This is a genomic window from Hymenobacter busanensis (assembly GCF_008727865.1).
Lineage (GTDB): Bacteria > Bacteroidota > Bacteroidia > Cytophagales > Hymenobacteraceae > Solirubrum > Solirubrum busanense.
In genome coordinates this window covers 26624-52923 of sequence record NZ_VTWU01000005.1, presented here as the reverse complement: position 1 = coordinate 52923, position 26300 = coordinate 26624, and the positions used below count along the sequence as shown (strand labels likewise).

Here is a 26300-nt window from a genome sequence, read left to right as displayed (position 1 = left end):
TTTCACCCCGCCGGCTTCAGAATGCCGTTCAGCTCTACCAGTTCGCCCCTTTCCAGCAAGCCGGTCAGCGCAGGCTCCAGCAGCTGGCGCATGTCGTCGCTGAGGCGGGAGAAGCCTAGCAGGCGCACGGCGGGCAGAAATACGGCTTCCCGGGGCAGCGCGAAGCTTTGCTCCACCACCGTGCGCAGGGCCAGGGCCAGCTCTTCGGGCGCCACGAAAGCGAGCTTGCGGGAAATAGCCGGCAGCTGGCTCCGGTCGCGCAGCGGGGGCTGCTGCATGGCCGGGGCCCACAAAAAGTCGCCCTGCTGGCGCAGGTAGTGCAGGTTCTGGGCCAGCAGGGCCGCGTCGCGCCCCACTTTGCGGATGCGGGCGCCCACTTGGCTGGCCCCGCTGGCGTGGGCCAAGCGCCGGGTGGCTTCTTCGATGTGGACCGGACTTTCCACTCCCACCACCACGCTCAGCCACTTCGCCAGCTGGCCCAGGCCGTGCTGGTGCAGCTCCTGCAGCCGGATGGTATCGGGCAATAAGGCCACCTGATAGGGCTCCACGGCCGGGTTGGCATTGGGCGCGGCGGGTTCTTCGCGCTCCAGCGCGGCGGGCTCGGGCAGGAGTGCTTCCTCCGGCTCGTCGGACTCGTCGAGGGCGGCCAGACGGCGGGCTTCTTCGATGGCGGCTACGGCCCGCGCAGTTTCGCGCTCCGGGTCGCGGAACCAGTCGGTGCTCCAGATGCGGTGCAGGCGCCAGCCCACGGCTTCCAGCACCTGTTGGCGCAGCCGGTCCCGGTCGCGGGCCGAGCGGGCGGCGTGGTACATGGCCCCGTCGCACTCGATGCCGAGCACGTAGCGGCCCGGCTGGTCAGGGTCGACCACGGCCAAGTCGATGAAAAAGCCCTGGGAGCCGATCTGCGGGCGCAGCTGGTAGCCCCGGGCCGTGAGGGCACGGTACACCGCTTCTTCGAAGGGCGACTCCATGTCGCGGCCGGTTTCCTCGTTCTGGTTCAGGCGGCCGTGTTGGGCGAAGTTTAGGAAGGTTTTGAGCGCGGCTACGCCCCGGGCCCGGGTGCGGCTCAGGTCCAGGTCGTCGGCGGAGAGGTTGGTGAACACCTCGCAGCGCTGCTTGGCGCGGGTAATGAGCACGTTGAGCCGCCGCTCGCCGCCCTCCCCGTTCAGCGGCCCGAAACTCATCGACAGATACCCGTCTTTGGTGCGCCCGTAGCCGATGCTGATCAGCATCACGTCGCGCTCATCGCCCTGCACGTTTTCCAGGTTCTTGATGAAGAACGGCTCGTGCTGGTGGGCGGCGAAGAAGGCCTCGGTTTCGGGGTGCTGGCGGCGCAGTACTTCTAGCGCGTCCTGAATGGCCTGACGCTGCACCGTGCTGAAGGCCACCACGCCCAGCGTGAGCCGGGGCGTGGTGCGGGCGTGGTGCAGCACGGCTTCGGCCACGGCCTGGGCTTCCAGCGGATTGGTGCGGGTAGTGCCCCGTTCGTAGTAAGTATTGGGCAGGTGATGGTACACCAAACCCAACTGGCCCTGGCCGCCGGGGCTGGGGAAAATCACCAGCTTGTCCTCGTAGAACAGGTGGTTGGAAGCCGCAATTAGCGACTGGTGCAGGCTGCGGTAGTGCCAGCGCAGCATGCGCTCGGGCATCTGCCGGGCCTTGCACAGCTCCAGGATGCTCTGGATGTCGGCCGTCACGTTTTCCTCGTCGGCGGCCTCGCCGGTGCCCGTCAGCGAATCGAAGAAGGAGGTGGGCGGCAGCTGTTTGGAGTCGCCCACCACCACCAGCTTTTTGCCCCGCGCCACGGCGCCCAGCGCGTCCACGGGCTTCACCTGCGAGGCTTCGTCGAAGACGACCAAGTCGAACTCCAACGCGCCGGGCGGCAGAAAGCTGGCCACCGATAGCGGCGACATCATGAACACCGGCTTGATGGCCTGCACCACCCGCCCGGCCCGCTGCATGAGCTGGCGAATGGGCAGGTGGCGGGTTTTCTTGGCGAATTCGTTTTTGAGAATGGCCATCTGCCCACCGGCCGTAGGTAGCTGCGGGTTGGGCAGCCCGTCGTGGTGCCGCGTCATGACGCGGACGCGGTTGTGCAGCAGGCTGGCGCGGTCGGCGGCGCGGAAGCGGGCGGCGGTTTCCTCGTGGCTGGCGCGCTCAAACTGGCGCAGCGCCGGGTGCTGCTCGTAGGCCTGCTTCTGCAAAAACTCCAGCCAGGTTTGGCGCACGGCGGCCCGCAGATGCTGTGCTGCCCCGGGCCAGGCTTCGGCCAGCACCAGCAGCTCGGGCCGGTGCTCGGCCTGGGCCGCGGCCGCTACGTTGTTCCATTCCGTGGCCAAGTGCAGCTCGGGCAGGTGGCTTTGCCAGGCGGCCAGCACGGCGGCCTGCTCGGCGAAGGGCTGAAACTGCAGCCGCCCGTCGGGCCCAAAGCGCCGGACTTCGTTCAGGCGCAGCGCCTCTACCACCGCTTGCACGGCCGCGCGGTGCTGAGCCAGCGCCGTTTCCAGGCTCGCCAGCAGTTTGCCCAGCTGGGCGGGCAGCGGGGAGGTGGGCGCCGATGCGGATTGATCAGCCGCGACTTGTTCCGCGCTGGGTTGTTCGATGCCGGATTGTGCCGCGTCGGGTTGATCAACGATAGTGGTACTACGACTTTGAGTCGTAGTACCACTGGCCAGGCTTTCCAGGTAGCCAAGCAGCGCAGCGGGCAGCTCACCCCGCAGAATGCGCTGGTGGGTGAGCGTCAGGTAGTCCGTGGTACGGCGCAGAGCAGCCCAGTCGGTGCACAGCTCCTGCCAGCCGGGGCCGAACAGCCGCTGGCCGAGGCTGCGAGCGTCGGCCACGGCCTGAGCATGGCGGCCGGCGTCGTGCACCGCGTCGATGGCGGCGACCAGGGCGGCGGGCTCGGCGGGCAGGGCCGTGCGCCACAGGCTTTGCAGGCGTTTGCGGGCCCGGCGGAAGTCGCCGCTGAGGAATTTCCACCATTTGTCGCCGTAGGCCAGCACGGCCGCTCGCTCGGCCAGCAGTTGCTGCTGCCAAGCTTCGGGCAGCAACACGGTGTCGTACTGCTGATGCAGGGCCGCTTGCGCTTCGCCGGCCAGCAGGATTTCGTGCAGCGCGCTGGCTTGCGGGGCCCAGGCCGCATCGGCCACGGCCACGCCCGACAAAGAAGGAGCCAACTGCGCGTGGCGGGCGGCCGGCAGCAAGGCTTCGGCGGCGGCACGCGTGGCTGGCAGAGGCACCTGCAGATGCCGGGCCAAGCCTTCGGCCTGCTGTTGCAGCGCGGCTACGGCCGCGGCGGCCTGCTGCAGGTGCCGGGTGAGTTGGTCTTGGTCGGCAGGCAGCAGCACGGTCAGCTCGCTCCCCCAGAAGCGCAACTGCCGGGGCGCACCGGTTTTAAGCAACGTGGCCTGCAGGCGCGCCGCTAGGTCTTCGGCGTGGGCGGCGTCGGCATCGGTCCATTCCGGCAGCCCTCCGAACGGAATGCGCGGCAGCTCGGCCCCGCCCTGCTCGGTGCGCAGGCGCAGCAGCTCACCCGCCACCTGCTGGGCCGTGCGGCGGCTGCGGCCGATGGGCGCATTCACGGCCAGCGCGTAGTCGTTAAGAACTAGGCGGTAGCGCGGCAGCTGGGCAGCTTGGTCCTGCACGGCCGCCGCGGAGGCCGGGCGGCCCAGGGCCAGCGTGGCCTTCAGCTCGTCGTGCAGGCTTTTCTTGTTGGCTTTGTGGCTGTGCAGTTCCAGGCAGGCCACGCCCAGGTCCAGGGCGTCGAGGCGGCGCTTCACCACTTCCAGGGCGGCCATTTTTTCGGCCACGAACAGCACTTTCTTGCCCGCCCCGATGGCTTCGGCCAGCAGGTTGGCAATGGTCTGCGACTTGCCCGTGCCGGGCGGGCCCTGGATGACCAGGTTGCGTCCCTCCTGCACGGCCAGCAAAGCCAGCAGCTGCGAAGAGTCGGCGTCGAGTACCTGGTGCAGCTCGTGGGCCGGGCTTTCGGTGTCGAGAAACGCCTGCTCGCCCACGCTCGGCGCCGGGTCGTCGAAGCCGGTTTCGTGGTCGAGCAGGGCGCGGATGGCCGGGTGCTCCAGCAGCGCCGACGTGCCCTCAGCCGTGGCGGGCCAGGTGGCCGGGTCCAGGTCGCGGTACAGCATCAGCTTGCTGAAGGAGAAGAAACCCAGCGCAATGGCATCGGCCGCTACCTGCCAGCGGCCGCGCCCGCCCAGGGCCGCGCGCACGGCGGCAAAGTACTCCGGCAGCGGCTGGTTGTCGGGGTCGAAGTCGGGCAGGACGATACCGAAATCGGCTTTCAGACGGGCCTGCAGCGAGAGGTTGCCCTCGACTTCGGCGCCGGAGTAGGTGAGTTTGAACCGCTCGGCCACGGTGCCGCGCTCCAGCACCACCGGCACCAGCACCAGCGGGGCTTGGCGCGGCTCGGCGCTGCTTTCGGCTTCGTACCAGGTCAGCTGGCCCAGGGCCAAGTACAGGATGTTGACGCCGGTTTCTTCCAGGCTGGTGCGGGCCGTGTAGTAGGTGTTGAGCAGCCGGGTTTCCAGCCGGGCCAACGGCTCGGCCGTTTGCAGCCGGTTGTCGGTGAGCAGGGCCTGCTGGGCGGCTTCAGAAAGCGCCGCGGGCGGATGCTCCTCCAGGTAGTGTTCCAGCGTCGGCACCTCGGCTTGGGCCGGCTCAGGCAGTGGCGTAGCCCGGTCTTTTCCAGCATCTTCAACAACCTCCGTCGCTTGGGCGGCTTCCGCGGAGGCCTCGCCTCCCGGCTTTTGCCGCGCGGGCTCCGGGGTGGCGGAGAAATACATGGGTTTGCCCTGGCGCACCAAGATATCGAGCACCTGCGCCGACTCTTCCTGCACCACCGTCACGCCCTGGGCTTTCGAGGGGCGGAAGTTGAGCAACGGGTTACGCAGACCCAGGTCGAGCAGCTCCTGGCGGGAGGCTTCGAGGCGGGCGGTGAGGGAAACGGCAGCTACGAGCGAATCGGTAACGGATTCCATAAGAGGCACAATCGAATAGGCATGGCACGAACCATCGTCAAGTATAGCACTCGGCCGGCGGGTGCGCAAAAAAAGCCCGGCCGCTTGCTCAGCAGCCGGGCTTTTTCGCCGGTCGAGGTGCCGCAGCTAGGCCCGCCGCTTGCGCAGGTGCTGGCCGGGGCGCACGCCGGGCGTGGGGCTCAGTTTGCTGTGGTAGTAGCCGTAGCTGAAGTAGATGCTCAGGCCGATAACCAGCCAGGCCCCGAACAGCAGCCAGTTGCTGATGCCCAGCTGCGTCATCAGGTAAAGGTTGGTGAGCAAACCCAGCACCGGCAGGAGGCTTAGGCTTTTGGTGAACGACACCACCGACAAGCCCACGCAGAAGAGCAGGAACACGAGCATCGGAATCTGGTGACGGAAGCCCTCGTAGCCCTCCTGGAAGGTCACGAGGCGGGTGAATTCGTTGACGTTGTCGCGGTTGTACACCAGCACCAAGCCGCCGAGCACCGCCAGAATGAGCGGCACCAGGAAGCGGCCGTTGAGGTAGGGTACCTTGAAGCGGGCGTCGGATTGACCGAGCGGGTCGATGATGAGGATGCCGCCGCACACCAACGCGAAGGCGAACAGCGTGCCGATGCTCGTCAGGTCGATGACGAGGTCCATGTTCAGCAGCAAGGCCGGTACGCCCACAAACAGGCCCGTGACGATGGTGCTGAACGAGGGCGTGTGGAAGCGCGGGTGCACGCGGGCAAACACCTTGGGCAGCAGCCCGTCGCGGCTCATCGTCAGCCAGATGCGCGGTTGGCCGATCTGGAACACGAGCAGCACCGAGGTCATGGCAAACACGGCCGACACGGCGACTACGCCGGCCAGCCAGTCGAGGCCCACTTTCTCGAACACGAAGGCCAGCGGGTCGCCCACGCCCAGCTCTTTGTACGACACCATGCCGGTGAGTACCAGCGTGATGACCACGTAGAGCACCGTGCAAATGACCAGCGCGTAAATCATGGCGCGGGGCAAGTCGCGCTGCGGGTTGTTGCACTCTTCGGCGGTGGTCGAAATGGCATCGAAGCCGATGTAGGCGAAGAACACGGCCGACACGCCCTTGAGCACGCCGCCCACGCCGTTGGGCGCGAAGGGCGTCCAGTTACCGGTTTTCACGTAGAACGCGCCCACTACAATCACGATGAGCACCACGGTCATCTTCAAGAGCACCAGCAGGTTGCTGGCCGTTTTCGATTCCTTGATGCCAATGTATACCAGCGCCGTAACCAGCGCCGTGATGACGAAAGCGGGCAGGTCGCACACCAGCTTCACGTCGCCGAACAGCGCGGGCGCGGCGTTCCACACCTTGTAGGCGTCGAGCTGCGCGGGCGAGGCCTCCGTAAGCGGCTTGCCGGCCTGCATGAGGTCGAGCACGGCGTGAAAGCCCTGATAGGCGCTCTGCGTGCCCATTGTGAGGTAGGCCGGCAGGTGCACGCCGATGCCGTCGAGCAGGCCGGTGAAGTAGTCGGACCAGCTGATGGCCACCACGATGTTGCCCACGGCATACTCCATGATGAGCGCCCAGCCGATGATCCAGGCTGCCAGCTCGCCGAAGGAGGCGTAGGCGTAGGTGTAGGCCGAGCCCGACACGGGAATGGTGGCGGCAAACTGCGCGTAGCACAGGGCCGAAAAGGCGCAGGCAATAGCCGTGAAGACAAACAAGAGCGACACGGCCGGACCGCCGTCGTGCGAGGCGTTGCCGATGGTGCTGAAGATGCCCGCCCCGATGACGGCGGCAATGCCCAGGGCGGTGAGGTCGCGTACGGTGAGATGCCGGGCGAGGCCGCCTTCGTGCACGGCGCCGGGTACGTCGCCGGGGTGCGGGGCGGCGTCGGCAGGTGGGTTGTGGAGAATCGTCGCCAGGTCTTTGCGGCGAAACAGGGAGTTGGAAGCCATTCGACGGGGAGTCGGAAGAAGTAGGGAAATACGGCCGAAAAGATAGAGAATAATGCGGCGGGGCTTCGGCAGAAAGTTTTCCGGGGCCGTGTGGAATTCGCGCAACGGCGGCATCCACTTCCCGAAACGCCTTCATTGCCACATCATGCCCCGCCCCACCGTTACCCTCGCCGTTCCGCAGCCCTGCCACGAAAGCTGGGACGCCATGACGCCTACCGCCACAGGCCGCCACTGCGCCGCCTGCCAAAAAGTAGTCATTGACTTCACCCAGAAAACCGATGCCGAGCTGCTGGCTTTCCTGCGGCAGCGCCCCGGCAACACCTGCGGGCGTTTTGCTGCGGGCCAGCTTCAGCGCCCATTGCAGCCCGCTCGTTCGGCCGGTATGCCGTGGCGCACGTGGCTGGCGGCCGCCGCTACGCTATGGGGCCTGCGGGAGCTGTCGGCCGAAGTCGGCTTGGCACAGGGCCAGCCGGTTGAGAAAGTAATTGAGCGGACACCGTCCGGTGAGAAAGCAGCAGGGCTGGCCGAACCCATCGGACCGGAAGCTTCGCCGTTCAACGCGGCGCCTATAGTGGTGCGCGGTGTGGTGGTCGATTCGGCCACGCACGAGCCGGTGCCTGGCGCAACCATTCTGCTTACCAACACAACTATTGGGGTTGCATCGGCTGTGGATGGCTCTTTTTCCCTTGAACTACCTGCTGACATATCGGTTGTCAGCAGAACCCCGCTTATTACCATTTCTTCAGTTGGTTACGTCAAGCAGCATCTGAAGCCAGGAGCGCTGCAAGGACAAACTATTGCGTTGGCGGCCGATTCTCGGACAATGGGCGAAGTTGTTATTACCAAAATATCCCCATGGTACTCGCCTAGCAGTTTATGGTGGCGGGCACGCAGCTTATTTATTCACTAGGTCCCATTACAACATCTGCTATGAAAACGGTTATCCGCATTCCGCAGCCTTGCCACGAAGACTGGCAACTGATGACGCCTACCGTCACCGGCCGCCATTGCACCGCTTGCCAGAAAGTAGTCATCGACTTTACCCAGAAGACCGATGCCGAGCTACTGGCTTACTTCCGTCAGCACCGCGGCAATACCTGCGGACGGTTTGCGGCGCATCAGGTGGCGCGGCCGCTGCTGGAGCCGGCGGCTTCCGCGCCGCGCTGGCGCACGTGGCTGGCGGCTGTTTTCGCACTGTGGGGCCTGCGGGAACTGTCGGCTGAAGCTAGCGTAGCCCAAGCCGTTGAAAAAGTGGCGAGTTCAGCGCCGGCCGTTGAGAGAGCAGCAGAGCTGGCCGAACCTATTGGGCCGGAAGCGTCGCCATTCAATGCGGCGCCTATAGTGGTGCGCGGCAGGGTAATCGATAGCACCAACGGAGAGCCACTCCCTGGCGCGACAATTTTACTCAAAGGCACTACCATTGGCATTTCAACCGCTGCCGACGGCACCTTTTCTTTCACGATACCAAGCGAAAAGGCCGACACCTATTCTACTTTGGTCGTTTTTTCCATTGGCTATGTGAACCTAGAGAGGCCCGTAGATTCTAGCATGCAGCAAGCCAATATTGACCTTGGGCTAAGTGTTGATATCAAGGGCAATTTCGAAATGCCCCCCTGGTACTCCCCGCGCAGCCTCTGGTGGCGCATCACCCAGCCCTTTCGCCGCTATTAACGTCGAGGAAACCTTTCGGTCATCCTGCCGCTTATTTCCCCGATGAACAAGCTGCTTCCGGCCGTGGCCCTGTTGCTGGCGCTGCTCAGCCCCAGCTGCTCCCTCAAGCCGACCACCCAACACGACGTCCAGGCCACCCACGCCCAACTGCCGCAGGAAGAGGCCCCGCACCGCCGCAATTCCCTCGAATGGTGGTACTTCACCGGCCACCTGCGCGACTCCGTATCGGGCCAGCAATACGGGTTGGAATACGTGTTTTTTCACTTCAACCCCACCGGCAAGAAGGACCACCTGATGGTGAACGTGGCCCTGACCGACCCGCAGCAGCGCCGCTTCCGCTACGACTACAAGTGGAGCGGCCTGCCCGCGGAGTTACCCGCTACCCTGCCCCTTGACCTCAGCCTCAGCAAGAAAACCCAGACCTGGACCCTACGCGGGCAGGAAGGCCGCTACCAGTTGCAGGCCAACCTCACCAACCACCCCGGCTTTGGCCTGAACCTGCGCACCGAGCCGGCCAAGCCCGTTCTGCTGCACGGCGGCACCGGCTACGAAAACTACGGCAACATCGCCTCGGCGGGCTACTACAGCTACCCGCGCCTGCGCACCCGCGGCACGTTGCTCATCGACGGCAAGCCCCACGCCGTGAGCGGCGAGCTGTGGTACGACCGGCAGTGGAACTGCGGCGCCGTCACGCGCAAAGACATCGGCTGGGACTGGTTCAGCATCCAGCTCGACGAGCCCCGCGAGGAGCTGATGCTCTACACCGTGCACGACAACGCCAGCGCCCGGCACCTCGGCGGCGGCTCGCACTACAGCGCCGACAACCGCAACACCCATCTGGCCGAGTCCGACTTTCAGCTCGAAACCCTGGCCCACTGGACCAGCTCGCACTCCAAGCTGCGCTACCCCAGCAAGTGGCGCGTGCGCATTCCCAGTCAGGGCTACGACCTTGTTATTGAGCCCGTAGTGCCCGACCAGGAGTTGAACATCAAGCTTATAGCCGGCATCAAGATGCATTACTGGGAAGGTATGTGCCGCGTAACGGGCACCCACCACGGCCGCCCGGTGCAGGGCCAGAGCTACGTGGAACTCACCAACCGCCAAGACGACAAGCTGCCCGCCGCTGCTGCTTCGGAAGCGGCCGAAGCCGTCAACAAATAGCCCATTAAGCGTTCAGCAGCACCCGAAACGTGGTGCCCTTGCCCACCTCCGACCAGCGCACGTAGAGCCGGCCGGCGTGGTAGTTTTCGATAATGCGCTTGGCCAAAGCCAGCCCCAGGCCCCAGCCGCGCTTTTTGGTGGTGTAGCCCGGCTGAAACACCGTCTCCACCTTGCTCTTCGGAATGCCCTTGCCGGTGTCGGTAATGTCGAGGGCAATCTGCTTGTTCTGCCGGCCGCCGTGCCGAATGACTACCGTAATGCTGCCGCGCCCGTCCATGGCATCGACGGCGTTTTTGCAGATATTCTCGATGACCCATTCCAGCAGCGGCACGTTCAGCTTGGCCGTGGTGCCGGGTGCCAGCAGGGTTTCTACTTTAAACGTCACCTTGCGCGACACGCGCACCTTGAGGTAGTCGATGGCACGTTCGGCCACTTCGTAGATGTCCTCGTCCTTCAGAATCGGTATCGAGCCGATGTTGGAGAAACGCTCGGTAATGATTTCGAGCCGCCGGATGTCCTTGCCCAGCTCTTCCACAATGGGCTCGTCGCGGAACCGTTCCGAGTCGCGCAGGTACGACTGCCACGCCATGAGGCTGCTGAGCGGCGTGCCCAGCTGGTGCGCGGTTTCCTTGGCCAGGCCCACCCACACGCGGTTCTGCTCGGCGCGGCGGGAGTAGCTGAAGGCGAAGTAGGCAATGATGCCCAGCGAGGCAATAACGGCCAGCTGCACCAGCGGATAAGTGCGTAATTGGCTCAGAATCACCGAGTCTTTGTAGTACACAAAGTTGCGCACGCCCACCAGTTCAATCACGATGGGCGGGTGCAGCTCCCGCATGTGCTCGATTTCGCGCTGCAGCAGTTCCGTCCGCTGGGCCTCGCTCAGCCCTTTGGGCAAATCCAGGTTGCGGGCGTCGATGATGTTGCCGTCGCCGTCGGCCAGAATCACCGGCACCGTCTTGTTGGCCTGAATGATTTCCGTCGACACAAACTGCACGTTCGTATCGTCCGACTCGGTGTTGATGGTGAAGCGCAGCGCCTTGGCGTACAAGTCAATTTGCTGCTGCTCCCGCTCCGAGAGCTTGCTCACCAGCAGGTTGGTGTACACCACCGTAACGGCGCCGATAACCAGCGCTAGCACCACAATGAGCAGTTTAATCCGGGATTTTTGGTCGTAAATGGGCAGCACGGCGAAAAAAGAAAACGTTGGCAGGCAACTAAGCCCCTACAACGCTGCGTGTACGTCGGCGAAGGTACGCAGCCGCTTCGCCCGCGGATACCTCGCCCGCCATTTGCCCGGCTACGGCCCGAAAACCACATCATCAAGTGATTGACAGCCTGCCGCTTCGCCCCGCATCTTTGCATTACCCCGCTGGCCTGCTTCCTGCAGCGCGGCGGACATGATTTTTGTCACCCGCCCCGCCCCTAATACCGCTTCAACACCCCAAAAACGCACTTCGCCGCTAGGGCCGAACCTCCGAACATCATCCGGTGTTTTTACCCTACCGATTTGCGGCGTAATTTTGTCCCCCACCTCTACGACGTCGTAGCTCCCGCTATGAATCACCCCTTCAAGGCTGTTGGCCTCTCCTTCAAAACCGCGCCGCTCGCCATTCGCGAGCTGATTGCGTTGGATGAAGCTGCTTGCCGACGTTTTCTGGATACGCTGCGCAACGAGCTGGGCCTCTCCGACCTGCTCGTGCTCAGCACCTGCAACCGCACGGAAGTATTCTATGCTTCTGAGCGTGACCAAAGCCCGGCCATCATTGAAGCCCTCGGCCTGCTGAAAGGCGTGGCCGACATCGAGGCCTACTACGAGTACTTCTCGCTCTACAACTCCTGCGACGAAGCCGCCCAGCACCTCTTTGAGGTGGCCATGGGCCTCGACGCGCAAGTAGTAGGCGACCTGCAGATCAGCAACCAGGTAAAAAAGGCCTACCAGTGGTCGGCCGATGCCGACGCCGCTGGCCCATTCCTGCACCGCCTGCTGCACACGGTGTTCTTCACCAACAAGCGCGTGCAGCAGGAAACCTCGTTCCGCGACGGCGCCGCTTCTACCTCCTACGCCGCCCTGGAGCTGGTGGAAGAGCTGACTGCCGACGTGGCCAACCCGCGCGTGCTGGTGGTAGGCTTGGGCGAAATCGGCGCCGATGTGTGCCGCCACCTGGCTGACAGCAAGCAATTTGCCGACGTAACCATCTGCAACCGCACCCGCTCCAAGGCCGAGGCCCTGGCCGAAGAGTGCGGCGGCCTGAAGGTGCTCGACTTCGAGAACCTGGTAGACGGCCTGCAGCAAGCCGACGTCATCATCTCGTCGGTCGCCCGCGACACGCCTTACTTCACGGCCGACATGGTGCGCCGCCTGGACGTGCTGAGCTTCAAGTTCTTCGTGGACCTCTCGGTGCCGCGCAGCATCGAGGCCGAAGTGGAAACCGTGCCCGGCGTGCTGGTCTATAACATCGACGCTATTCAGAGCCGCGCTAACGAAGCCCTGGAGCAGCGCTTGGCCGCCGTGCCGCAGGTGCGCGCCATCATTGCCGAGAGCATGACCGGCCTCAACGACTGGTCGCGCGAAATGCTCGTTTCGCCCATCATTCACCGCATGAAGGAGGGACTGGAGCAAATTCGGCAGGAAGAGCTGGACCGCTACCAGAAAAAGATGAGCCCCGACGAAGCCAAGCGCCTCGACGACATCACCAAGTCCTTGATGCAGAAGGTGCTGAAGCGCCACGTGCTGCAGCTGAAAGCCGCCTGCAAGCGCGACCAAGCCGACCAGCTCCTCGACGTGCTCAACGACCTGTTCGACCTCGAACGCCAGCCGACGCAAGCCTAAGAGCCGATTTCGCGGCCGCTATTACATGCCGAAGCACCTTCTCTCACCGGGAAGGCGCTTTGCTTTTTGCGCTTGCGGCTTTCGGCCTCTAAGCTCGCGCAACCGGCCGTTGGCAATCAATGGGGCGGCCGATATCGGACCGGCCGAAAAGCAAAAGGCCCCGTTACTCGACGGGGCCTTTTGCCGGATGGTGGAGCTGGGCGGTGTTACAGCGCGTCGCAGCACTCCTCGAGCGAGTCAATCACGTCGAGCAGTTTGGGAATGGACAGCGAGTAGTAGATTTTGGTGCCGACCTTGAACGACGACAAAATGCCGCGGTCTTTCAAGGTAATCAGATGCTGAGAAGCAATAGCCTGCGGGAGGCTGAGCGTACGGTAGATTTCCGTAACGGTCATTTTATCTTCTTTACCCAGCAAATCAACGATGGCCAAACGTTTGGGGTGAGCCAAAACTTTGAGCATCGCGGCCGCCTTATCCACTTTCTTGGATTCAACGCGCGAAAGCAGTGGTTTCATGGATGGCGTGCAACGGTGGACAATTCTTTGTTGAGGAGTACGCGTAATACGTGTATCCTATACTCTAAAGTTCCTATAAAGATAGGACGGGCGTAAGTTTTTTGACTTCTTCCGAGGGCATTTGCCTTTTAAAAAGGCCATTATGGATTAAAATTGACCGGTATCAGCGGGTCGCCGTACCTTTGGCCTCGTCACAGCCGGATTTGCGCCCAAGTCGCGGTTGTTGGATTTTTTCTGTTTTCACCTACCCTTCCCCACCCATGCGCGACCTGCTGGCCACCTTCGAGAACAAGCGTCCCGAAATCGTTTTTGAATGGAAAGACTCTGAAACCGAGGCCGAAGGCTGGGTGGTCATCAACTCGCTGCGGGGCGGCGCGGCCGGCGGCGGCACCCGCATGCGCAAGGGCCTCGACAAGCGCGAGGTGGAAAGCCTGGCCAAAACGATGGAGGTGAAGTTTACCGTGTCGGGGCCGGCCATTGGCGGGGCCAAGTCGGGCATCAATTTCGACCCGCAGGACCCGCGCAAGCGCGGCGTGCTGGAGCGATGGTACCGCGCCGTTATTCCGCTGCTCAAGAGCTACTACGGCACCGGCGGCGACCTGAACGTGGACGAAATTCACGAGGTCATTGCCATTACCGAAGACTACGGCCTCTGGCACCCTCAGGAAGGCGTGGTAACGGGCCACTACCGCGCCACCGAGCCGCAGAAGATTCAGAAAATCGGTCAGTTACGCCAAGGCGTTATCAAGGTAGTCGAAGACGACGCCTTCACGCCCGACCGCAACCGCCGCTACACCGTGGCCGACCTGATTACCGGTTACGGCGTGGCCGAATCGGTGCGGCATTACTACGCGCTGTGGGGCGGCGAGCTGGCGGGCAAGCGGGCCATCATCCAGGGCTGGGGCAACGTGGGCGCTGCCGCGGCTTACTATCTGGCTCAGCAAGGCGTGCGCATTACCGGCATCATCGACCGGGCCGGCGGGCTGCTCAGCACAGAAGGCTTCTCGTTCGAGGAAATCCGCGAGCTGTTTCTGCAGCGCCAGGGCAATGCCCTCACGGCGGCCAATATGCTGTCGTTTGAGCAAGTGAACGAGCAAATCTGGAGCAGCGGCGCCGAAATCTTTATTCCGGCTGCGGCCTCGCGCCTCGTTACGCGCCAGCAGGTAGAGCAGCTGTTGGCCAACGGCCTGGAGGTAATTTCCAGCGGTGCCAATGTGCCCTTCGCCGACCCCGAAATCTTCTTCGGCCCCACCGGCGAGTACGCCGACGCCCACACGGCCGTCATTCCCGACTTTGTGGCCAACTGCGGCATGGCGCGGGTGTTTGCCTACCTGATGGAAACCAATGCGGAAATCACCGACCAAGCTATTTTCGGCGACATCTCGCGCACCATTCTGCGGGCCCTGGAACGCACCCACAAGCAAGGTGCCCAATCCACGCACTTAGCCCGGACCTCGTTTGAGCTGGCGCTGCGGCAGCTGGTGTAGCTTTTGGTACTGCGTATTGGGTAGTGAGTAGCCGGGTACCGTTCCATTGGAGCCGCATCGGGCTACTCACCACCAACTCCCTTATTCAGCCATGAACGTTCAACACTTTCTGAATCAGCGCTTTTTCGGCAATACCGTCGGGCAGTTCATGGTCTGCGGAATTGTGCTGCTGCTGGGCTTTTTGCTGCGGCGGCTGCTGTCGCGCATCGTGGCGAAGCTGATTTACCGGCTGACCAAGAAGTACACGGCTGGGGTGAGCGAGCAGCAGCTCAATGCCTTACTGATTCAGCCGCTGTCGGTGGTGCTGTTTCTGTTTACGCTGTTTCTGGCCTTCAACGTGCTCGACTACCCCGTACGCGTTACCGACCTGGCCCACAACGAGCCGTGGCTGAAGAAGGCCGCGTTCCGGCTCTACCAGATGGGCGTCATCTGGGCCATGGCCTGGGTGGTGCTGCGCCTCATCGACTTTGCCGAGTTGGTGTACCGCCGCCGGGCCGAGTTTACGACCAACGTCAACACCCGCCTCGACGCGCAGTTCATTCCCTTCGCCAAGGACTTCCTGAAAGTGCTGGTGCTGATTTTCGCCTTCCTGGTGATGCTCGGGCAGGTGTTTGCCGTGAACGTGACGGCGCTGATTGGCGGCTTGGGCATCGGTGGTTTGGCGGTGGCGTTTGCGGCCAAGGAAAGCCTCGAAAACCTGATTGCCTCGTTCACCATCTTCCTCGACCGGCCTTTCCAGGTAGGCGAATTGGTGACGGTGGGCGGCATTACGGGTACCGTGGAGAAGATTGGGTTTCGGAGCACACGCCTGCGCACAGCCGAAAAAAGCTACGTGACGGTGCCCAACCGCTCGATGATTGACAAGCCGCTCGACAACCTCTCGCTGCGCACCGCACGCCGCGTAACCTTCACTCTGAACTTCAGCCACGACACCACCCGCGAGCAGCTGCTGGGCATTGCCACCGAGCTGCGCCAGTACCTGCTGCAGCTGCCCAACGTGGTGCCCGAGGAGGTACAGATCAAGCTGGCGGCTCTCACCCAAAGCGGCCGCGACGTGTCGGTGCAGTACTTCGTGCAGGTGCCCACCTACGACGAATACCTGGACGTGAAAGAGGAAGTAAACTACCGCATCCTCGAAATTGTGGAAGCCCACGGCGGCACCTTTGCCACCAACACCACCGTGGTGCGCATGCTCGCCGACCCTGGCATCAGCTCCGGCACCAGCACCGGCAGCACCATCCTGTAGCCGCGCTAGCGGAACTTGGGCGAGGAAATGCGCACGCGGTGGTTGATGATTTCCACCGGCTTGTCCTGCGGGTATTCCACTTCGAAGCTGAAGCGTAGCTTCTTGTTGGTGTTGGCCGCCAAGGGCACAATCCAGGTGAGCTTGCCGGTTTGGGCGTCCAGCTGCGCGCCGCTGGTATCGAGCACTTTCACCTGGATTTCCTTTTCCTCCGATATCGGCACCTGGTCGAGCACGCGCACCCGTACGGCCTCGGGGTGCAGGTTGCGCACGTTCAACTCGTAGGTGAGGCGCACGCGGCGGTTGTTGCTCAGCCCGGCCTTGCCGCTGAGGTCCTCCACTTTGGCCCGGTTCACGATGATGCGGTCATCAAAACCGAGCGACACTTCCAGCGAGTCGTTGTAGGCTCTGGTTTCCAGTTTGGTGTCGCCCACGTAGGCCCCGCGGTGGTATACTTTGGCCTCTTCGGGCAGCTGTAGCCCCTCCCAGCCCGTTACTTTCGTTTGCAGAAATACCTTGTCGGAAAGCTTGGGCAGAGCCAGAAACTCGGGCGTGCCCTGCAGCGGCAACGAAGGCAGCTCGATGGTGCGGCGCCGGTTGCTGGCCAGCGTCAGGGGCTCGGCCACCACGTAGCGGGTGCTTTGCACTACTTCGGCCGCGCGGCCGGTGGCAGTGCCCTTCACCCGAAACTCGTCCACCCGCCCTTCCCCAACATTGTCGTTGCCATCGAAATCCAGCTCCCAGGGCGCCAGCTCGGGCCGCGACACGTCCTCTTCTCCCAGCGTTTGATTGACCAGCGTCAGCTTCACCCGCTGCCAGTCGAGGAAGGAGCGGTTGTGCAGTTGGGCGCGCATCACAAAGTTCAGCTTGCGCGCCGCGTCGTCGGCCCGAATATCGAGCACGGGCGTCCAGTAACGGTACCGTTCCGGATTTTCGGTGAAGTAGCGCACCGTGAGGGGCACGGTGCCGGCGCGGGCGGCGCGCACGGTCAGCACCACGTCGTTGCTGGTTTTGGCGGCCTGCCCCACGCGGTTGCCCAGCAAGGCCATCTGGTTGACGAGGTTGGTTTGCTGCGCCGTGAGCTTGTTGGTTTCCAGCTGAATGGCGACGAGTCGGGTCCGTAGCAAGGTGGCGCCTTTCTGCAGCTCGGCGCTCCAGCTCGCCTGCGTGCCGGTGGGCAACGTGCGGTTGCTCAGCCACATGGTGCGCTCCTCTTCCAAAGCTTTCAGCTCGGCCTTCACCCGCTCCAGTTCCTCGGCAGCCCGTGTGAGGCTATCCTGCGCGGCTCGGTTGATGGGCCCAGGCGGCAGGTCGGCCGCCTCGCCGCCTACTGCCATCAGCTCGGCTTCCCCGCCGAAGCGGATTTCCATGTTTTCCTGGTTGGCCCAGTTCGACAGACCCCGCACGCGTACCGTGCTCGTGCCCGCCGGCAGCGCCACCGTGCCCTGCTGGGTCAGCTCGGCGCGGTTCAGGTACAGCGTTACCGCTTTCAGCTCGGGACTCACCACAATGGGCGCCGGTGTTTGGGCGTAGGCGCCTATCGACAGGGTCAAACAACTCACCAGTACTCGTATTCTCATCAGAAATGCCGGAAGAATGAATGCGGCAAGATGCACAACTCGGCAGGAAACGAAAAACCGGCTGGCACCTGTGGGTACCAGCCGGTTGCATCTGATTTCGAAAAAGAATCCTGCCTAACGGCCGCCGAGCAGCCCGCCGAGCATGCCGCCTAAGCCGCCGTTCATGAGGCCACCCAAGCCGCCGCCACCGGCTGTGCGGGCACCCATTTGCGGGTTGCCGCCCAAGCCGCCCAGTACCGACATGATGGTGCCCAGGCCGCCGCCCATGCGCGACATGCCGCCGTGGGGGTTGCCACCGCCGGCCATGCCGCCCAGCAAACCGCCCAAGCCTCCGCCGCCACCGCCCATCATACCCCCGAGCAGCCCACCAAGGCCGCCACCGCCGCCCATCATGCCGCCCAAGCCGGCCGAACGCCCGCCGCCCATCACGCGCGACAGCACCATCGGGGCCAGCACCGTCAGCAGGCCCGTCATGGCCGCCTGGGGCGGAATGCCCACTTGGTTGAGTTTGTCGCTGATACCGCTAAACAAGCCGCCACCTTCCTGGTGGGCTTCTTCGGGCTGCGCGGCCTGTTGGTCGGCTACTTGCTCCAGGGTTTGCACCTGCTCTTGGTTGACACCGAGGTAGGCCGATATTTTATTGACCATCTGCTCCTCGTTGTTGGCGTAGGCGCCATCGGCGCGGGCAAAGCTGATGAGGTCTTTCACGAGGGAAAAGCGCAACTGGCTGTTGCGCAGCTGGTCGAGGTTAGCCTTGATGCTTTCGTTGGTCGAGTCCTGCGCGGCCGTCACTACTTGTTGCGTACCCTGGGGCGAAAGTCCCGCCGTTTGGGCCAGCTGCTGCAAGAACTCGACTTCCGGGGCCGAGGCCTCGCGGTCGGCCGAAGCAATACTGGCAATAACGCTTAGGTAGGCGGTTTTTTCTGCTTCGGAATACTGCTGGAGTACTTGTTGCTCGTTGGCCATGAGTGCGGGTGTGTAGGGTTGTGGGAAAGGAATCTGCTAAGCCCATACGCGCCCTCCGCGCAAATGTTGATGCGCTACGGTCGAGTCTTCAAAACTCGAAAGCCTCCCCCGGCTGAGGCGTCGGCGGCTTTTTTTCGGCTGGCTTAATCGGGGTCTTCAGCACGTCGCGCAGCCGGGGCACCGACGCCGGAAGCCCAGCCGTAGCGGGGCCGGCTGGCTTAGTAGCGGGGGACATTTCGCCGGCCGCGGGGGCGCTTCGTTTCGCGGAGGCTTGCTGTCGGTCGTAGCCCACCCGAAAATTGTTTTCGTCGCCCCACACATGCAGCAGCAGCGCCGGGCCCTGGGCCGTTGTCAGCGCTCCATCGGCGGCGCGCACTACCGGGCGGCGCAGACCGGGCAGCAGGGGCACCACCAAGTGGTAATCCATCTGCTGGTCAAACGTATGCGTGCCCGTAACGGTGAGGCGAGAGGCTGTGCGCACGTTCGAGCGGACTTCCATTTCGGGCACGTATACGGTGCCGCTTTGCACATACACGGTGTTGGTCAGCTCGTCGAAACGCAAGTGGCGCAACTGGTCGCGACTGGCTACCATCGACAGCTTCTGCAGGGGCTCGAAGTTGTTCAGCTCGCCGCGCCGCACGGTGGCGTGTACCTCGGCCTCCAGCCGGTTGGCAAGCGGCTGCAGCTGCGGCGTGAAAAACACCTCGGCATCGGTCGTGGCCGTTAGCTCGCCCCGCAGGTGCCGCGCGGTAATAAAGTCCTGGCCGAAATTCTCGAACACGTAGAACAGGCTATCGAGCAACACACGCCGGCACGAAGCCACCGTATGCGCCTGCAGCAGTGCCGGTTGGCGCGCATCGAGTGAGCCGCGCACTTCGAAACGGCCACCGGCGGCCGTCAGGGACGCACCAGGGGTACTGAGCACTTGGTTTTGCAGCCGCACCGTGCCGCGCACGTCCCGGGCCCGCAGCCGCCGAAACCGCAGCTTCTCCACCGAGGCATTGAGGTCGAGGGCCAAATCGGCCGGCAGCTTAAACGCATATTCGGCCGCGGGCGCGCGGCCCGCTTGCCGGCTTTTGCCCACGCCCTGGGCGGCCAGCAGCTCGTCGAGGTTCAGGGCGCGGGAGGCCACGTCGGCTTCTACCAGCACGGTTTGGTTAGGCATCGTCAGCCAGCCCACGGCGTTGCGCAGCAACCCATCGAGCTGGAAATCGGATGCGCCTATCTTTCCCCGGAAATCGGTAACGGCCACGTCGTTGCGGCGCAGCAGAAAGCTGCCGCGCAGGTTGGTAAGCGGTGGGGCCACCGTTCGTAATTGTGCATTCACACCTTCCAGCACCAGTTCGCCGGACGCCTGTGTAGCTGCCCGCCCTGGGTTTCGGCGAAACGCCCGCAGGTTGCCGCTCCATTGAATATCGGCCCGCGCCCGGCCGCTGGCCTGCCGAATGGCCGCAACGGGATAGAAGCGCAGGACGTCGCCCACGTCGAGGGCCGCGCGCAGCCGGAGCTGTACTGTAGGGTCCAGGAAATTGGCGTAGCGTAGGCTGCCGCTGAATGGTCGCCCACGTAGTGTGCCGCGCACGTCGCGCAGTTCGAGCACTGCCGCGCGAGCCGTTGCTTGGGCCCCGTTGCTAAAGTGCCCCGTCAGAAACACGTGCTCTATTGTTTGCCGGGTACCGGGGTGGTAAAAAGCCGCGTTACGACACCCGAACTGCACGGCCACGCGCGGGCTGCGCGTGGCCGACAGCTCGCCCTGCACCGTTCCGCCAAAATACACTTCCCCGCGGCTGCGGTAGGCGGCCAGCGGCCGGCTCAGGCGACGCGGCAGCAGCACCAACAAGCTTTGCACATCGGTTTGGCGCCCCGTTACGCGCAGGTTCAGCTGCGTAGCGCCCGCCCAGCCAACCGCACCCGACAACTCATAGGCCGCGCGCCCAAGCTGTACCCGCGAAGGCGCAAGCAGCAGCTGATGCGTTTTGCGAGCATAGCGCACGGCTCCGTCTACCACTAGCTCGCGCCGGGCCAGGTAGGTATCCTTGCCCAGCCGCAAGCCTGCTACTCCCGCCGTGCCGCGGGCCGCCAAGTGCACCGTATCGGTAGAAATGGCGAGGGCCGCTGTGAGGTCATGCGCTTGCAGGGCGTAGTGATGATGCAGCGCGGAGTCGGCCACTACCAGCGCCACGTTCTTCAGCTGAACCCGATCCAGGGCCAGCGTCACGGGGCTGGCGGCGTTGGTAGTGTCAGATCGAAAGATGTAGTAATTGGCCTGCCCATGGGCATCATGGCGCAAATGCACTGCGCCGCCGTCCAACACCAGCGTCCGAATGCGGTAGCGCCCACTCGCAATATCCCAGGCATCGAAAGCACAGTGGATCCGCTGCAGGCGGGCCAGTGCCGCAGTATCGGACCGTAGCGAGCCGCCCACCCGCACTTGATGCAGAGTTACGCTCACGCGGGGAAACGCCGTCCACCACGATACGTCCAAGCGAGCTACCTGAACCGGAGTGCACAGGTGGCGGTTGGCCGCCGCCACAAACAGGCCGATAATGCGCTCCTGCCCCAGCCACAGGGCCACCGCGCCGCCCACCAGCAACACGGCCAGCCCCAGCCCAACGTACTTCGCCCATTTCAACGCCCGCACCCTAAATTTTTCCGCTTGAAAGTGAATCGATTGCGCCAGAACGCCGCTTTCGATTGAAAATTTTCTCCCGAAATGTCGGCAAAGTGTTGTGCTTTCCGAAAACACCCCCCATATTTGCATTCCCAAACGGCACATACGCCGCGAAGGAAAAGGGAGATTAGCTCAGCTGGTTCAGAGCATCTGCCTTACAAGCAGAGGGTCACTGGTTCGAACCCAGTATCTCCCACCACGAAAACCGCCACTTTGTAGCAATACGAAGTGGCGGTTTTGCTGTTGGTATCCGGCTTATTTCCCAGTTGGGACTTGATAACGACCTGATGGCGCAACCATTCGCGCGCCGTCGTTTCCTCGTCGAAGAGTTGGTACAGCGGCGCATGGGCATCGGCACGCAGGCGCACGGCGGTTGTGGTGGGCCGAGCCGCCGGGTCGCGAGGCGGCAGCACGGCGCCGTAGCGGTAGTTGCCTTGCACCACGGCGCGGGGCAGCCAGTGTTCCAGCGCCCACGCCTGTTCGGCCGGCGAGAGAGGGGTTAGGTCGCGTTGGTCTACCAGCGCCTTGCCCGTGCCCTGCCGACGCACCACGAGCAACAAGGCTTCCATAGCGGCCTGAAAATCGGCCAACGCGCGGGTGCCGGGGCGCCAGGTTATGACGGCAATACCATCGGCTGTGGCTTGCACTTCGGCCGCATCGTTGCGAAAGTATGGGGCAGCGTTTTCCATCGAATAATGAGTCAATACACCAAGCCCTGAGGCATTTCGGGCTAATAGCTACGGACAAATTTCGAGAAGCCCCTGCGGCATGCGCCCTTCACAAAGCCATATAGCTGACGATCTGCGCTTTGCTTAGCATTGTCTTGGAGACAAGTTTCTGGCACTAGTAGTCAGGTGGCGGCTTTCCCGGATGCGGAGCAGAAAGTCTGGGCCAAGCTGTAGTTTTGGCTTGATCCACTTATTGCTACTTCTAAGTGCGCTTAGCTCGCCTGCTGTCTATCGTGTCTAGCACCACCCCGCCGCGCTGGGTAGTGCCCTCGTTTTTTCTGGCCGTGCTGCTGCTGGGCCTCGCGCTGTTTCGCGACTACGGCGTGTCGTGGGATGAGCCCATCGACCAGTACAACGGGGTGGTGAACGTGAACTACGTGGGCCAGCAGTTGGGCATCCCCACCCTGGCGGAGGGCCTCGAGGACTACCCCGACATTCCGCCCCTACGCGAGTACCCCGACCGCGACCATGGCCCAGCCTTTGAATATCCGGTGCTGCTATTCTCCAAGCTGCTGGGCGCCCGCGATTCGCAGCCGCTGTATTACCTGCGCCACCTGTGCACGTTCCTGATTACGTTTGGGGGCTTGCTGGCTTTCTACGGCTTGGCCAAACGCCGCTTTGCCGACTGGCGTCTCGGCTTGCTGGCCGCGTTCTGGTTGTTGGCCACGCCGCGCCTGTTTGCCGAAGGGTTCTACAACGCCAAAGACGCCGTGTTTTTGTCGTTCTTCACCATCAGCATGTACACGCTGGCCGAACTGCTGCACGCGCCCAACTGGCGGCGGGGGCTCTGGCACGGATTGGCCTGCGGCGCCGCTATCGGCCTGCGTGTCAACGGGGTGCTGCTGCTGCCTCTCACGGTACTGGGCGCGGTTCTGACGGCCGCCGCCACCCCGGCTTTGCGGCGGCAATTGGCCAGCAGCTTGCTTGCCTGGGTTCCGCTCACGGCAGGCACTGCTGTTCTGCTGTGGCCCTGGCTGTGGGAGGCGCCGTGGCAAAACCTCGTCACCGCCTTCGAAAACCTCAGCTCTTTTCAGCGCCTCGACAGCCCCGTGTTCTACCGCGGCGTGATGGAAAATACCCTGCGTCTGCCTTGGCACTATCCATTTGTGTGGATTGTCATTACCACTCCGCTGGTGTATCTCGGGGCATTTGCGCTCGGTTTGCTGCTGCTGCTTCGGCGGGTGGTGGGGTATTTTCCCCATCTGTGGCGCACCGCCGCCGGTCGTCTCGATGTCCTGTTCGGCGCATGGTTGTTTGGCCCGTTGGTGGCGGTACTGGTGTTGCACTCTGTCCTCTACGACGGCTGGCGTCACCTGTATTTCATTTACCCCGCTCTGCTGCTGTTTGCCGTGAGCGGAATGCAGCAGTTGCTGCGCGCACGACGCACAGGCCACAGCACCAAAGTTCGGAGCGCGGCGGCGGTGCTGCTTGGGCTGACTGCGCTTGGTTCTCTGGAGCCGCTCTGGCGCATCGTTCGCGACCATCCGCATCAGCAGGTGTACTTCAACAACCTGTTGTCGGCCGATGACATCGAAAACGGCTACGAGCGGGATTATTGGGGCTTGAGCTACCGCCAAGGTCTCGAATGGATTCTGCAGCACGACGATGCGCCCCGCATTCGGGTGGCTACGCAGAACAACGGCCTGCTCAAAATTAACCTGCGGATTCTGTCACCGGCCGAGCGCGCCCGCCTGGAAGTGGTGCCCAAAGAGCAAGCCGACTATTTCCTGGGCTTCTACCGCTGGCATCCGCAGCCGTACTTGGCCACTGAAGGACTTGGTTGGGCTATTCACCACGAATACAGCAACGGCGTGAAGATTCTCTCCATTCAGCGGCGCGAGCAGCCGGCGTCGACTGCCGCTACACCGTAGCCGCCCCAGCCAAGGCCTGAATCTTTTCGTGCAGCGCCAACACTTGCGGCAGCAGCATCTGCTGGTCGTCGTTGTAGAGCACAAAGTCGGCGCGCTGGCGCTTTTCTTCCTCGCTCAGTTGCTTGCCGATGATGCTCAGTACGTCGTCGGGGGTGCGGTGCGGGTCGCGGCGGAGTACGCGCTGCTGGCGCAGGGCCTGCGGGGCAAACACCGTGATGATGCGGTCGAGCTGCTTGTAGGAGCCTGATTCGTACAACAGCGCGGCCTCCTTGAGCACGTAGGCGTGGCCGGCTTGTTGCTGCGCGGCAGCCCAATCGGCAAAATCCTGGCCCACCCGCGGGTGCACAATGCCATTGAGCCGCTCCAACTGAGCCGGGTCGTTGAACACGCGCCGGGCCAGGTACAGGCGGTCCTGTTCGCCGCTGGGCAGGTACGCCTCGGGTCCAAACGCAGCAATCAGCTCGTGGCGCAGTACTGGGTCGTGGCGCATCACCCATTTGGCACGGGTGTCGGCGTCGTACACAGGCACGCCCAGCACAGCAAACAGGCGGCACACCACTGTTTTGCCGGAGCCGATGCCGCCGGTGATGCCAATTTTCAGCATAGCTAGAGCGAAACGGGTGGTGTCGGAGCGGCGACGAGGCGCACCCGGGGCGCCAGCACCTGAGCCCCGCGCACCGTAGCGGGCAGCGGCATAAGCACCGGCTGCAGCATGGAATCGGACTGGTGCAGCTGCCGGAAATCGACCAGCACACGCACTTCGGCCAGTGCAAGACGGCTGCTGTCTTCGGGAAAGTATTGCACCTGTACCGGCACGGTAGCCGGTTTCAGCCGGAAAGCCAGCCCGGCCGGAAAGTTGCGCAGCTCGGGCTTCACCCGCACCACCCGCGTGAGCAAGGGCCGCGGCTGCAGCTTCACTTTCACTTGCGCCACATCGGTTTCCACCAGCGCCGGCCCGCCAATGGGCACGATGATGCTCCCATCGCTGCTGCCGGCGGGGGCTTGCGGCAAGTGCACCGGGTACGGGCTCGGCAGGGCGTTGAGGGTAGTGGCCGGGCCGCGGAAGGTGATGCTTTCGGGCGCAAACCGGGCGGCAAACGCCAGGGCCGAACCGTCGGCGGCGGGGCTCAGGCGCAGCGGCAACCGGCGCTCGGCTAGGCGGTCGAACTCGAAGTAAAGCGTATCAGTCAGAATGGCGTTCAGCTGCAAGCCTTCCATGGTGCTGATGAGCACCGGCCGCAGGGCCGTACCCGGCAGCGAGCGGCTGATGGGCAGCCGGCGCACCAGCACTTCGGCCGGGCGCACATCGAAACCCAGCGCGTTGCGCAGCAGCTTCCACCCCCGGCCCGTTACCTGCACCGCCACGCCTTGCTCCAGCGGCCGCACCGGAATGTAGCGGGAGGCGTCGTAGCTCCACTGCACCGGGTAGCTGATGCGGGTGGTGTAGGTTTTGTTGAGGGCGTTGAGCAGCCACAGCGTTACGGCCGCCAGCAGGCAGCTCGTGACCACGCGCCAAAAGCTCCGCTCTGGTTCCGACAGGGGTCTGACGAACCAGCGGACCAGCGTACGGGCGCGTTGCAGCGGCATGGCGTGGGAGGTGATGGAAAGATAAGGCGGTGGCAAATTGGGCGTTTTGGCAGCGCCCTCCCTGCCTGTCACATTATTACCAGCGACTTACTTTTCACCGACGGGTTGGGTGGCCGGCGTGCCCAACTGGCGGGCAATGGCCGAGCGGTCGAAGGTCAGGCGGGTGCCTTTGTCGACTTCCAGGGTTACTTTCTCGTCGCTCAGCTCCACAATGCGGCCGTGCAGCCCACCGATGGTCACCACCTGCGTGCCTTTAGACAGGCCTTCGCGTAGCTTTTTGGCGTCGGCCGCCCGCTTTTGCTGGGGCCGAATCATGAAAAAGTAAAACACGCCCAGCAGCAAGATGGGGAAAAGCCACTGCAACGGGCTGTTCTCGGTTTGGGCTTGTAAGAGAAGGGTCAGGAGCATGAGAGTGATGAAGCGTGTAGCAGCGGCTGGGCTGAGCAGCCCGGGGCAGATCCACCAATCCGGCTCGACCTACTCCTGGCTTCTCAGCCCAGCCGCTTACCCACTGAGTTTACTGACGAACCGGGCCTTGCGCGCCGTCGGTCAGCACGTTGCCGCGAATGGCAATCTGGGTGATGCTGGGCTGGGTGTTGGCCCGGATGGTAATCTGCTTGTTCTGAATACCCGACTTGCCGTGGGCGTCGAACTGCACGTCGATGGAGCCTTTCTGACCGGGGGCCACGGGCTCTTTGGGCCAGCTGGGCACGGTGCAGCCGCACGAGGCCTGGGCGTTTTCGATGAGCAGCGGGGTTTTGCCGGTGTTGGTAAACTCAAAGGTGTGCTTCACCACCGAGTTCGGCGCAATGTCTTTGAAGTCGTGCTCGGTTTCGGTGAAGGTCATCACCGGGGCGTTGGGGTTCGGGGCTTCGGCGGTTTCGCCGGCCACGTTGGGGTTATCCACTACGGGGTTGGCAGCGGCTTCGGTGGCGGCGGCGTTCATGCCGGCTTCGCCCACCTCGGGCTTGTCTTGCTGGCAGGCGCCGGTGAGCAGCGCGGCGGCCACCAGCATCGTCGAGAACAGAGTGCGTTTCATGCGGGTAGGTAGAAAGAAAAAAGCCGCGCCGCCC

General features: G+C 63.5%; 18 protein-coding genes and 1 tRNA gene. 8 read left to right on the top strand and 11 right to left on the bottom strand.

What is annotated here, in order from left to right; all coding sequences use genetic code 11:
* Nucleotides 1-2: 2 nt before the first annotated feature.
* Together F0P96_RS13730 and F0P96_RS13725 are read right to left on the bottom strand one after the other, a co-directional pair.
* Nucleotides 3-4997, bottom strand: a complete 4995-nt coding sequence (locus tag F0P96_RS13730) for a DUF3320 domain-containing protein (RefSeq protein WP_151079484.1) — start codon at nucleotides 4995-4997, stop codon at nucleotides 3-5.
* A 126-nt stretch (nucleotides 4998-5123) separates the two neighbouring features.
* Entirely contained in the window at nucleotides 5124-6917 is a 1794-nt protein-coding gene (locus tag F0P96_RS13725) for an amino acid permease (protein ID WP_151079483.1), read from the bottom strand.
* Nucleotides 6918-7122: 205 nt separating this feature from the next.
* On the opposite strand from F0P96_RS13725, the gene F0P96_RS13720 reads away from it, so the two are divergent.
* The 3 genes from F0P96_RS13720 to F0P96_RS13710 are packed head-to-tail and all read left to right on the top strand — an operon-like array spanning nucleotide 7123 to nucleotide 9749.
* Entirely contained in the window at nucleotides 7123-7827 is a 705-nt protein-coding gene (locus tag F0P96_RS13720) for a carboxypeptidase-like regulatory domain-containing protein (protein WP_160620300.1), read from the top strand.
* A gap of 20 nt (nucleotides 7828-7847) precedes the next feature.
* Nucleotides 7848-8588 carry a carboxypeptidase-like regulatory domain-containing protein gene (locus F0P96_RS13715; protein WP_160620298.1) on the top strand — a complete coding sequence of 247 codons (741 nt, stop codon included), beginning with the start codon at nucleotides 7848-7850 and terminating at the stop codon, nucleotides 8586-8588.
* A 42-nt stretch (nucleotides 8589-8630) separates the two neighbouring features.
* A complete protein-coding gene (locus F0P96_RS13710) occupies nucleotides 8631-9749 on the top strand; it encodes a lipocalin family protein (RefSeq protein WP_151079480.1) in 1119 nt (372 codons plus the stop codon).
* 4 nt (nucleotides 9750-9753) lie between these two features.
* Here F0P96_RS13710 and F0P96_RS13705 read toward each other — a convergent pair whose 3' ends face one another.
* The gene (locus F0P96_RS13705) at nucleotides 9754-10935 is read right to left on the bottom strand and encodes an ATP-binding protein (protein ID WP_151079479.1); all 1182 of its coding nucleotides are present in this window, start codon (nucleotides 10933-10935) and stop codon (nucleotides 9754-9756) included.
* A gap of 369 nt (nucleotides 10936-11304) precedes the next feature.
* Between F0P96_RS13705 and hemA the strand changes: the two genes are divergently transcribed.
* Complete coding sequence (gene hemA / locus F0P96_RS13700; protein WP_151079478.1) at nucleotides 11305-12579, top strand: glutamyl-tRNA reductase; 1275 nt, start codon at nucleotides 11305-11307, stop codon at nucleotides 12577-12579.
* 206 nt (nucleotides 12580-12785) lie between these two features.
* On the opposite strand, the gene F0P96_RS13695 is transcribed toward hemA, so the two are convergent.
* Entirely contained in the window at nucleotides 12786-13094 is a 309-nt protein-coding gene (locus tag F0P96_RS13695; RefSeq protein WP_151079477.1) for an ArsR/SmtB family transcription factor, read from the bottom strand.
* Between the two features lie 260 nt (nucleotides 13095-13354).
* Between F0P96_RS13695 and F0P96_RS13690 the strand changes: the two genes are divergently transcribed.
* Nucleotides 13355-14581: a Glu/Leu/Phe/Val dehydrogenase dimerization domain-containing protein gene (locus F0P96_RS13690; RefSeq protein ID WP_151079476.1), complete on the top strand. Its 1227-nt coding sequence runs from the start codon at nucleotides 13355-13357 to the stop codon at nucleotides 14579-14581.
* Nucleotides 14582-14672: 91 nt separating this feature from the next.
* Nucleotides 14673-15827, top strand: coding sequence for a mechanosensitive ion channel family protein (locus F0P96_RS13685; protein WP_151079475.1), 1155 nt, complete (start codon nucleotides 14673-14675; stop codon nucleotides 15825-15827).
* A gap of 5 nt (nucleotides 15828-15832) precedes the next feature.
* Here F0P96_RS13685 and F0P96_RS13680 read toward each other — a convergent pair whose 3' ends face one another.
* The 3 genes from F0P96_RS13680 to F0P96_RS13670 all read right to left on the bottom strand — a co-directional run bounded on the left by F0P96_RS13680 (nucleotide 15833) and on the right by F0P96_RS13670 (nucleotide 21011).
* Entirely contained in the window at nucleotides 15833-17377 is a 1545-nt protein-coding gene (locus F0P96_RS13680; protein WP_160620296.1) for a DUF4139 domain-containing protein, read from the bottom strand.
* 141 nt (nucleotides 17378-17518) lie between these two features.
* Complete coding sequence (locus F0P96_RS21315; RefSeq protein WP_151079473.1) at nucleotides 17519-18370, bottom strand: TerB family tellurite resistance protein; 852 nt, start codon at nucleotides 18368-18370, stop codon at nucleotides 17519-17521.
* An 88-nt stretch (nucleotides 18371-18458) separates the two neighbouring features.
* Nucleotides 18459-21011, bottom strand: coding sequence for an AsmA-like C-terminal region-containing protein (locus F0P96_RS13670; RefSeq protein ID WP_160620294.1), 2553 nt, complete (start codon nucleotides 21009-21011; stop codon nucleotides 18459-18461).
* 151 nt (nucleotides 21012-21162) lie between these two features.
* Between F0P96_RS13670 and F0P96_RS13665 the strand changes: the two genes are divergently transcribed.
* Nucleotides 21163-21240 (top strand) — tRNA-Val (locus tag F0P96_RS13665).
* Between the two features lie 762 nt (nucleotides 21241-22002).
* The gene (locus tag F0P96_RS13660) at nucleotides 22003-23640 is read left to right on the top strand and encodes an ArnT family glycosyltransferase (protein ID WP_160620291.1); all 1638 of its coding nucleotides are present in this window, start codon (nucleotides 22003-22005) and stop codon (nucleotides 23638-23640) included.
* On the opposite strand, the gene coaE is transcribed toward F0P96_RS13660, so the two are convergent.
* The 4 genes from coaE to F0P96_RS13640 all read right to left on the bottom strand — a co-directional run bounded on the left by coaE (nucleotide 23630) and on the right by F0P96_RS13640 (nucleotide 26266).
* On the bottom strand, nucleotides 23630-24244 hold the full coding sequence (coaE, locus tag F0P96_RS13655) for a dephospho-CoA kinase (protein WP_151079470.1): 615 nt from the start codon (nucleotides 24242-24244) through the stop codon (nucleotides 23630-23632). The genes F0P96_RS13660 and coaE overlap by 11 nt on opposite strands.
* 2 nt (nucleotides 24245-24246) lie before the next feature.
* Nucleotides 24247-25227, bottom strand: a complete 981-nt coding sequence (locus F0P96_RS13650; RefSeq protein ID WP_151079469.1) for a YbbR-like domain-containing protein — start codon at nucleotides 25225-25227, stop codon at nucleotides 24247-24249.
* A gap of 87 nt (nucleotides 25228-25314) precedes the next feature.
* The gene (gene yajC, locus F0P96_RS13645) at nucleotides 25315-25635 is read right to left on the bottom strand and encodes a preprotein translocase subunit YajC (RefSeq protein ID WP_151079468.1); all 321 of its coding nucleotides are present in this window, start codon (nucleotides 25633-25635) and stop codon (nucleotides 25315-25317) included.
* 109 nt (nucleotides 25636-25744) lie between these two features.
* Nucleotides 25745-26266 (bottom strand): DUF1573 domain-containing protein, encoded by a 522-nt coding sequence (locus tag F0P96_RS13640; protein WP_151079467.1) that lies wholly within the window; start codon nucleotides 26264-26266, stop codon nucleotides 25745-25747.
* Nucleotides 26267-26300: the final 34 nt, after the last annotated feature.

Bases quoted from the DNA above. Each gene is read 5' to 3' on its own strand.
- F0P96_RS13730 (WP_151079484.1), bottom strand. From the start codon at position 4,997: ATGGAATCCGTTACCGATTCGCTCGTAGCTGCCGTTTCCCTCACCGCC.
- F0P96_RS13725 (WP_151079483.1), bottom strand. From the start codon at position 6,917: ATGGCTTCCAACTCCCTGTTTCGCCGCAAAGACCTGGCGACGATTCTC.
- F0P96_RS13720 (WP_160620300.1), top strand. From the start codon at position 7,123: ATGACGCCTACCGCCACAGGCCGCCACTGCGCCGCCTGCCAAAAAGTA.
- F0P96_RS13715 (WP_160620298.1), top strand. From the start codon at position 7,848: ATGAAAACGGTTATCCGCATTCCGCAGCCTTGCCACGAAGACTGGCAA.
- F0P96_RS13710 (WP_151079480.1), top strand. From the start codon at position 8,631: ATGAACAAGCTGCTTCCGGCCGTGGCCCTGTTGCTGGCGCTGCTCAGC.
- hemA (WP_151079478.1), top strand. From the start codon at position 11,305: ATGAATCACCCCTTCAAGGCTGTTGGCCTCTCCTTCAAAACCGCGCCG.
- F0P96_RS13695 (WP_151079477.1), bottom strand. From the start codon at position 13,094: ATGAAACCACTGCTTTCGCGCGTTGAATCCAAGAAAGTGGATAAGGCG.
- F0P96_RS13690 (WP_151079476.1), top strand. From the start codon at position 13,355: ATGCGCGACCTGCTGGCCACCTTCGAGAACAAGCGTCCCGAAATCGTT.
- F0P96_RS13685 (WP_151079475.1), top strand. From the start codon at position 14,673: ATGAACGTTCAACACTTTCTGAATCAGCGCTTTTTCGGCAATACCGTC.
- F0P96_RS21315 (WP_151079473.1), bottom strand. From the start codon at position 18,370: ATGGCCAACGAGCAACAAGTACTCCAGCAGTATTCCGAAGCAGAAAAA.
- coaE (WP_151079470.1), bottom strand. From the start codon at position 24,244: ATGCTGAAAATTGGCATCACCGGCGGCATCGGCTCCGGCAAAACAGTG.
- F0P96_RS13650 (WP_151079469.1), bottom strand. From the start codon at position 25,227: ATGCCGCTGCAACGCGCCCGTACGCTGGTCCGCTGGTTCGTCAGACCC.
- yajC (WP_151079468.1), bottom strand. From the start codon at position 25,635: ATGCTCCTGACCCTTCTCTTACAAGCCCAAACCGAGAACAGCCCGTTG.
- F0P96_RS13640 (WP_151079467.1), bottom strand. From the start codon at position 26,266: ATGAAACGCACTCTGTTCTCGACGATGCTGGTGGCCGCCGCGCTGCTC.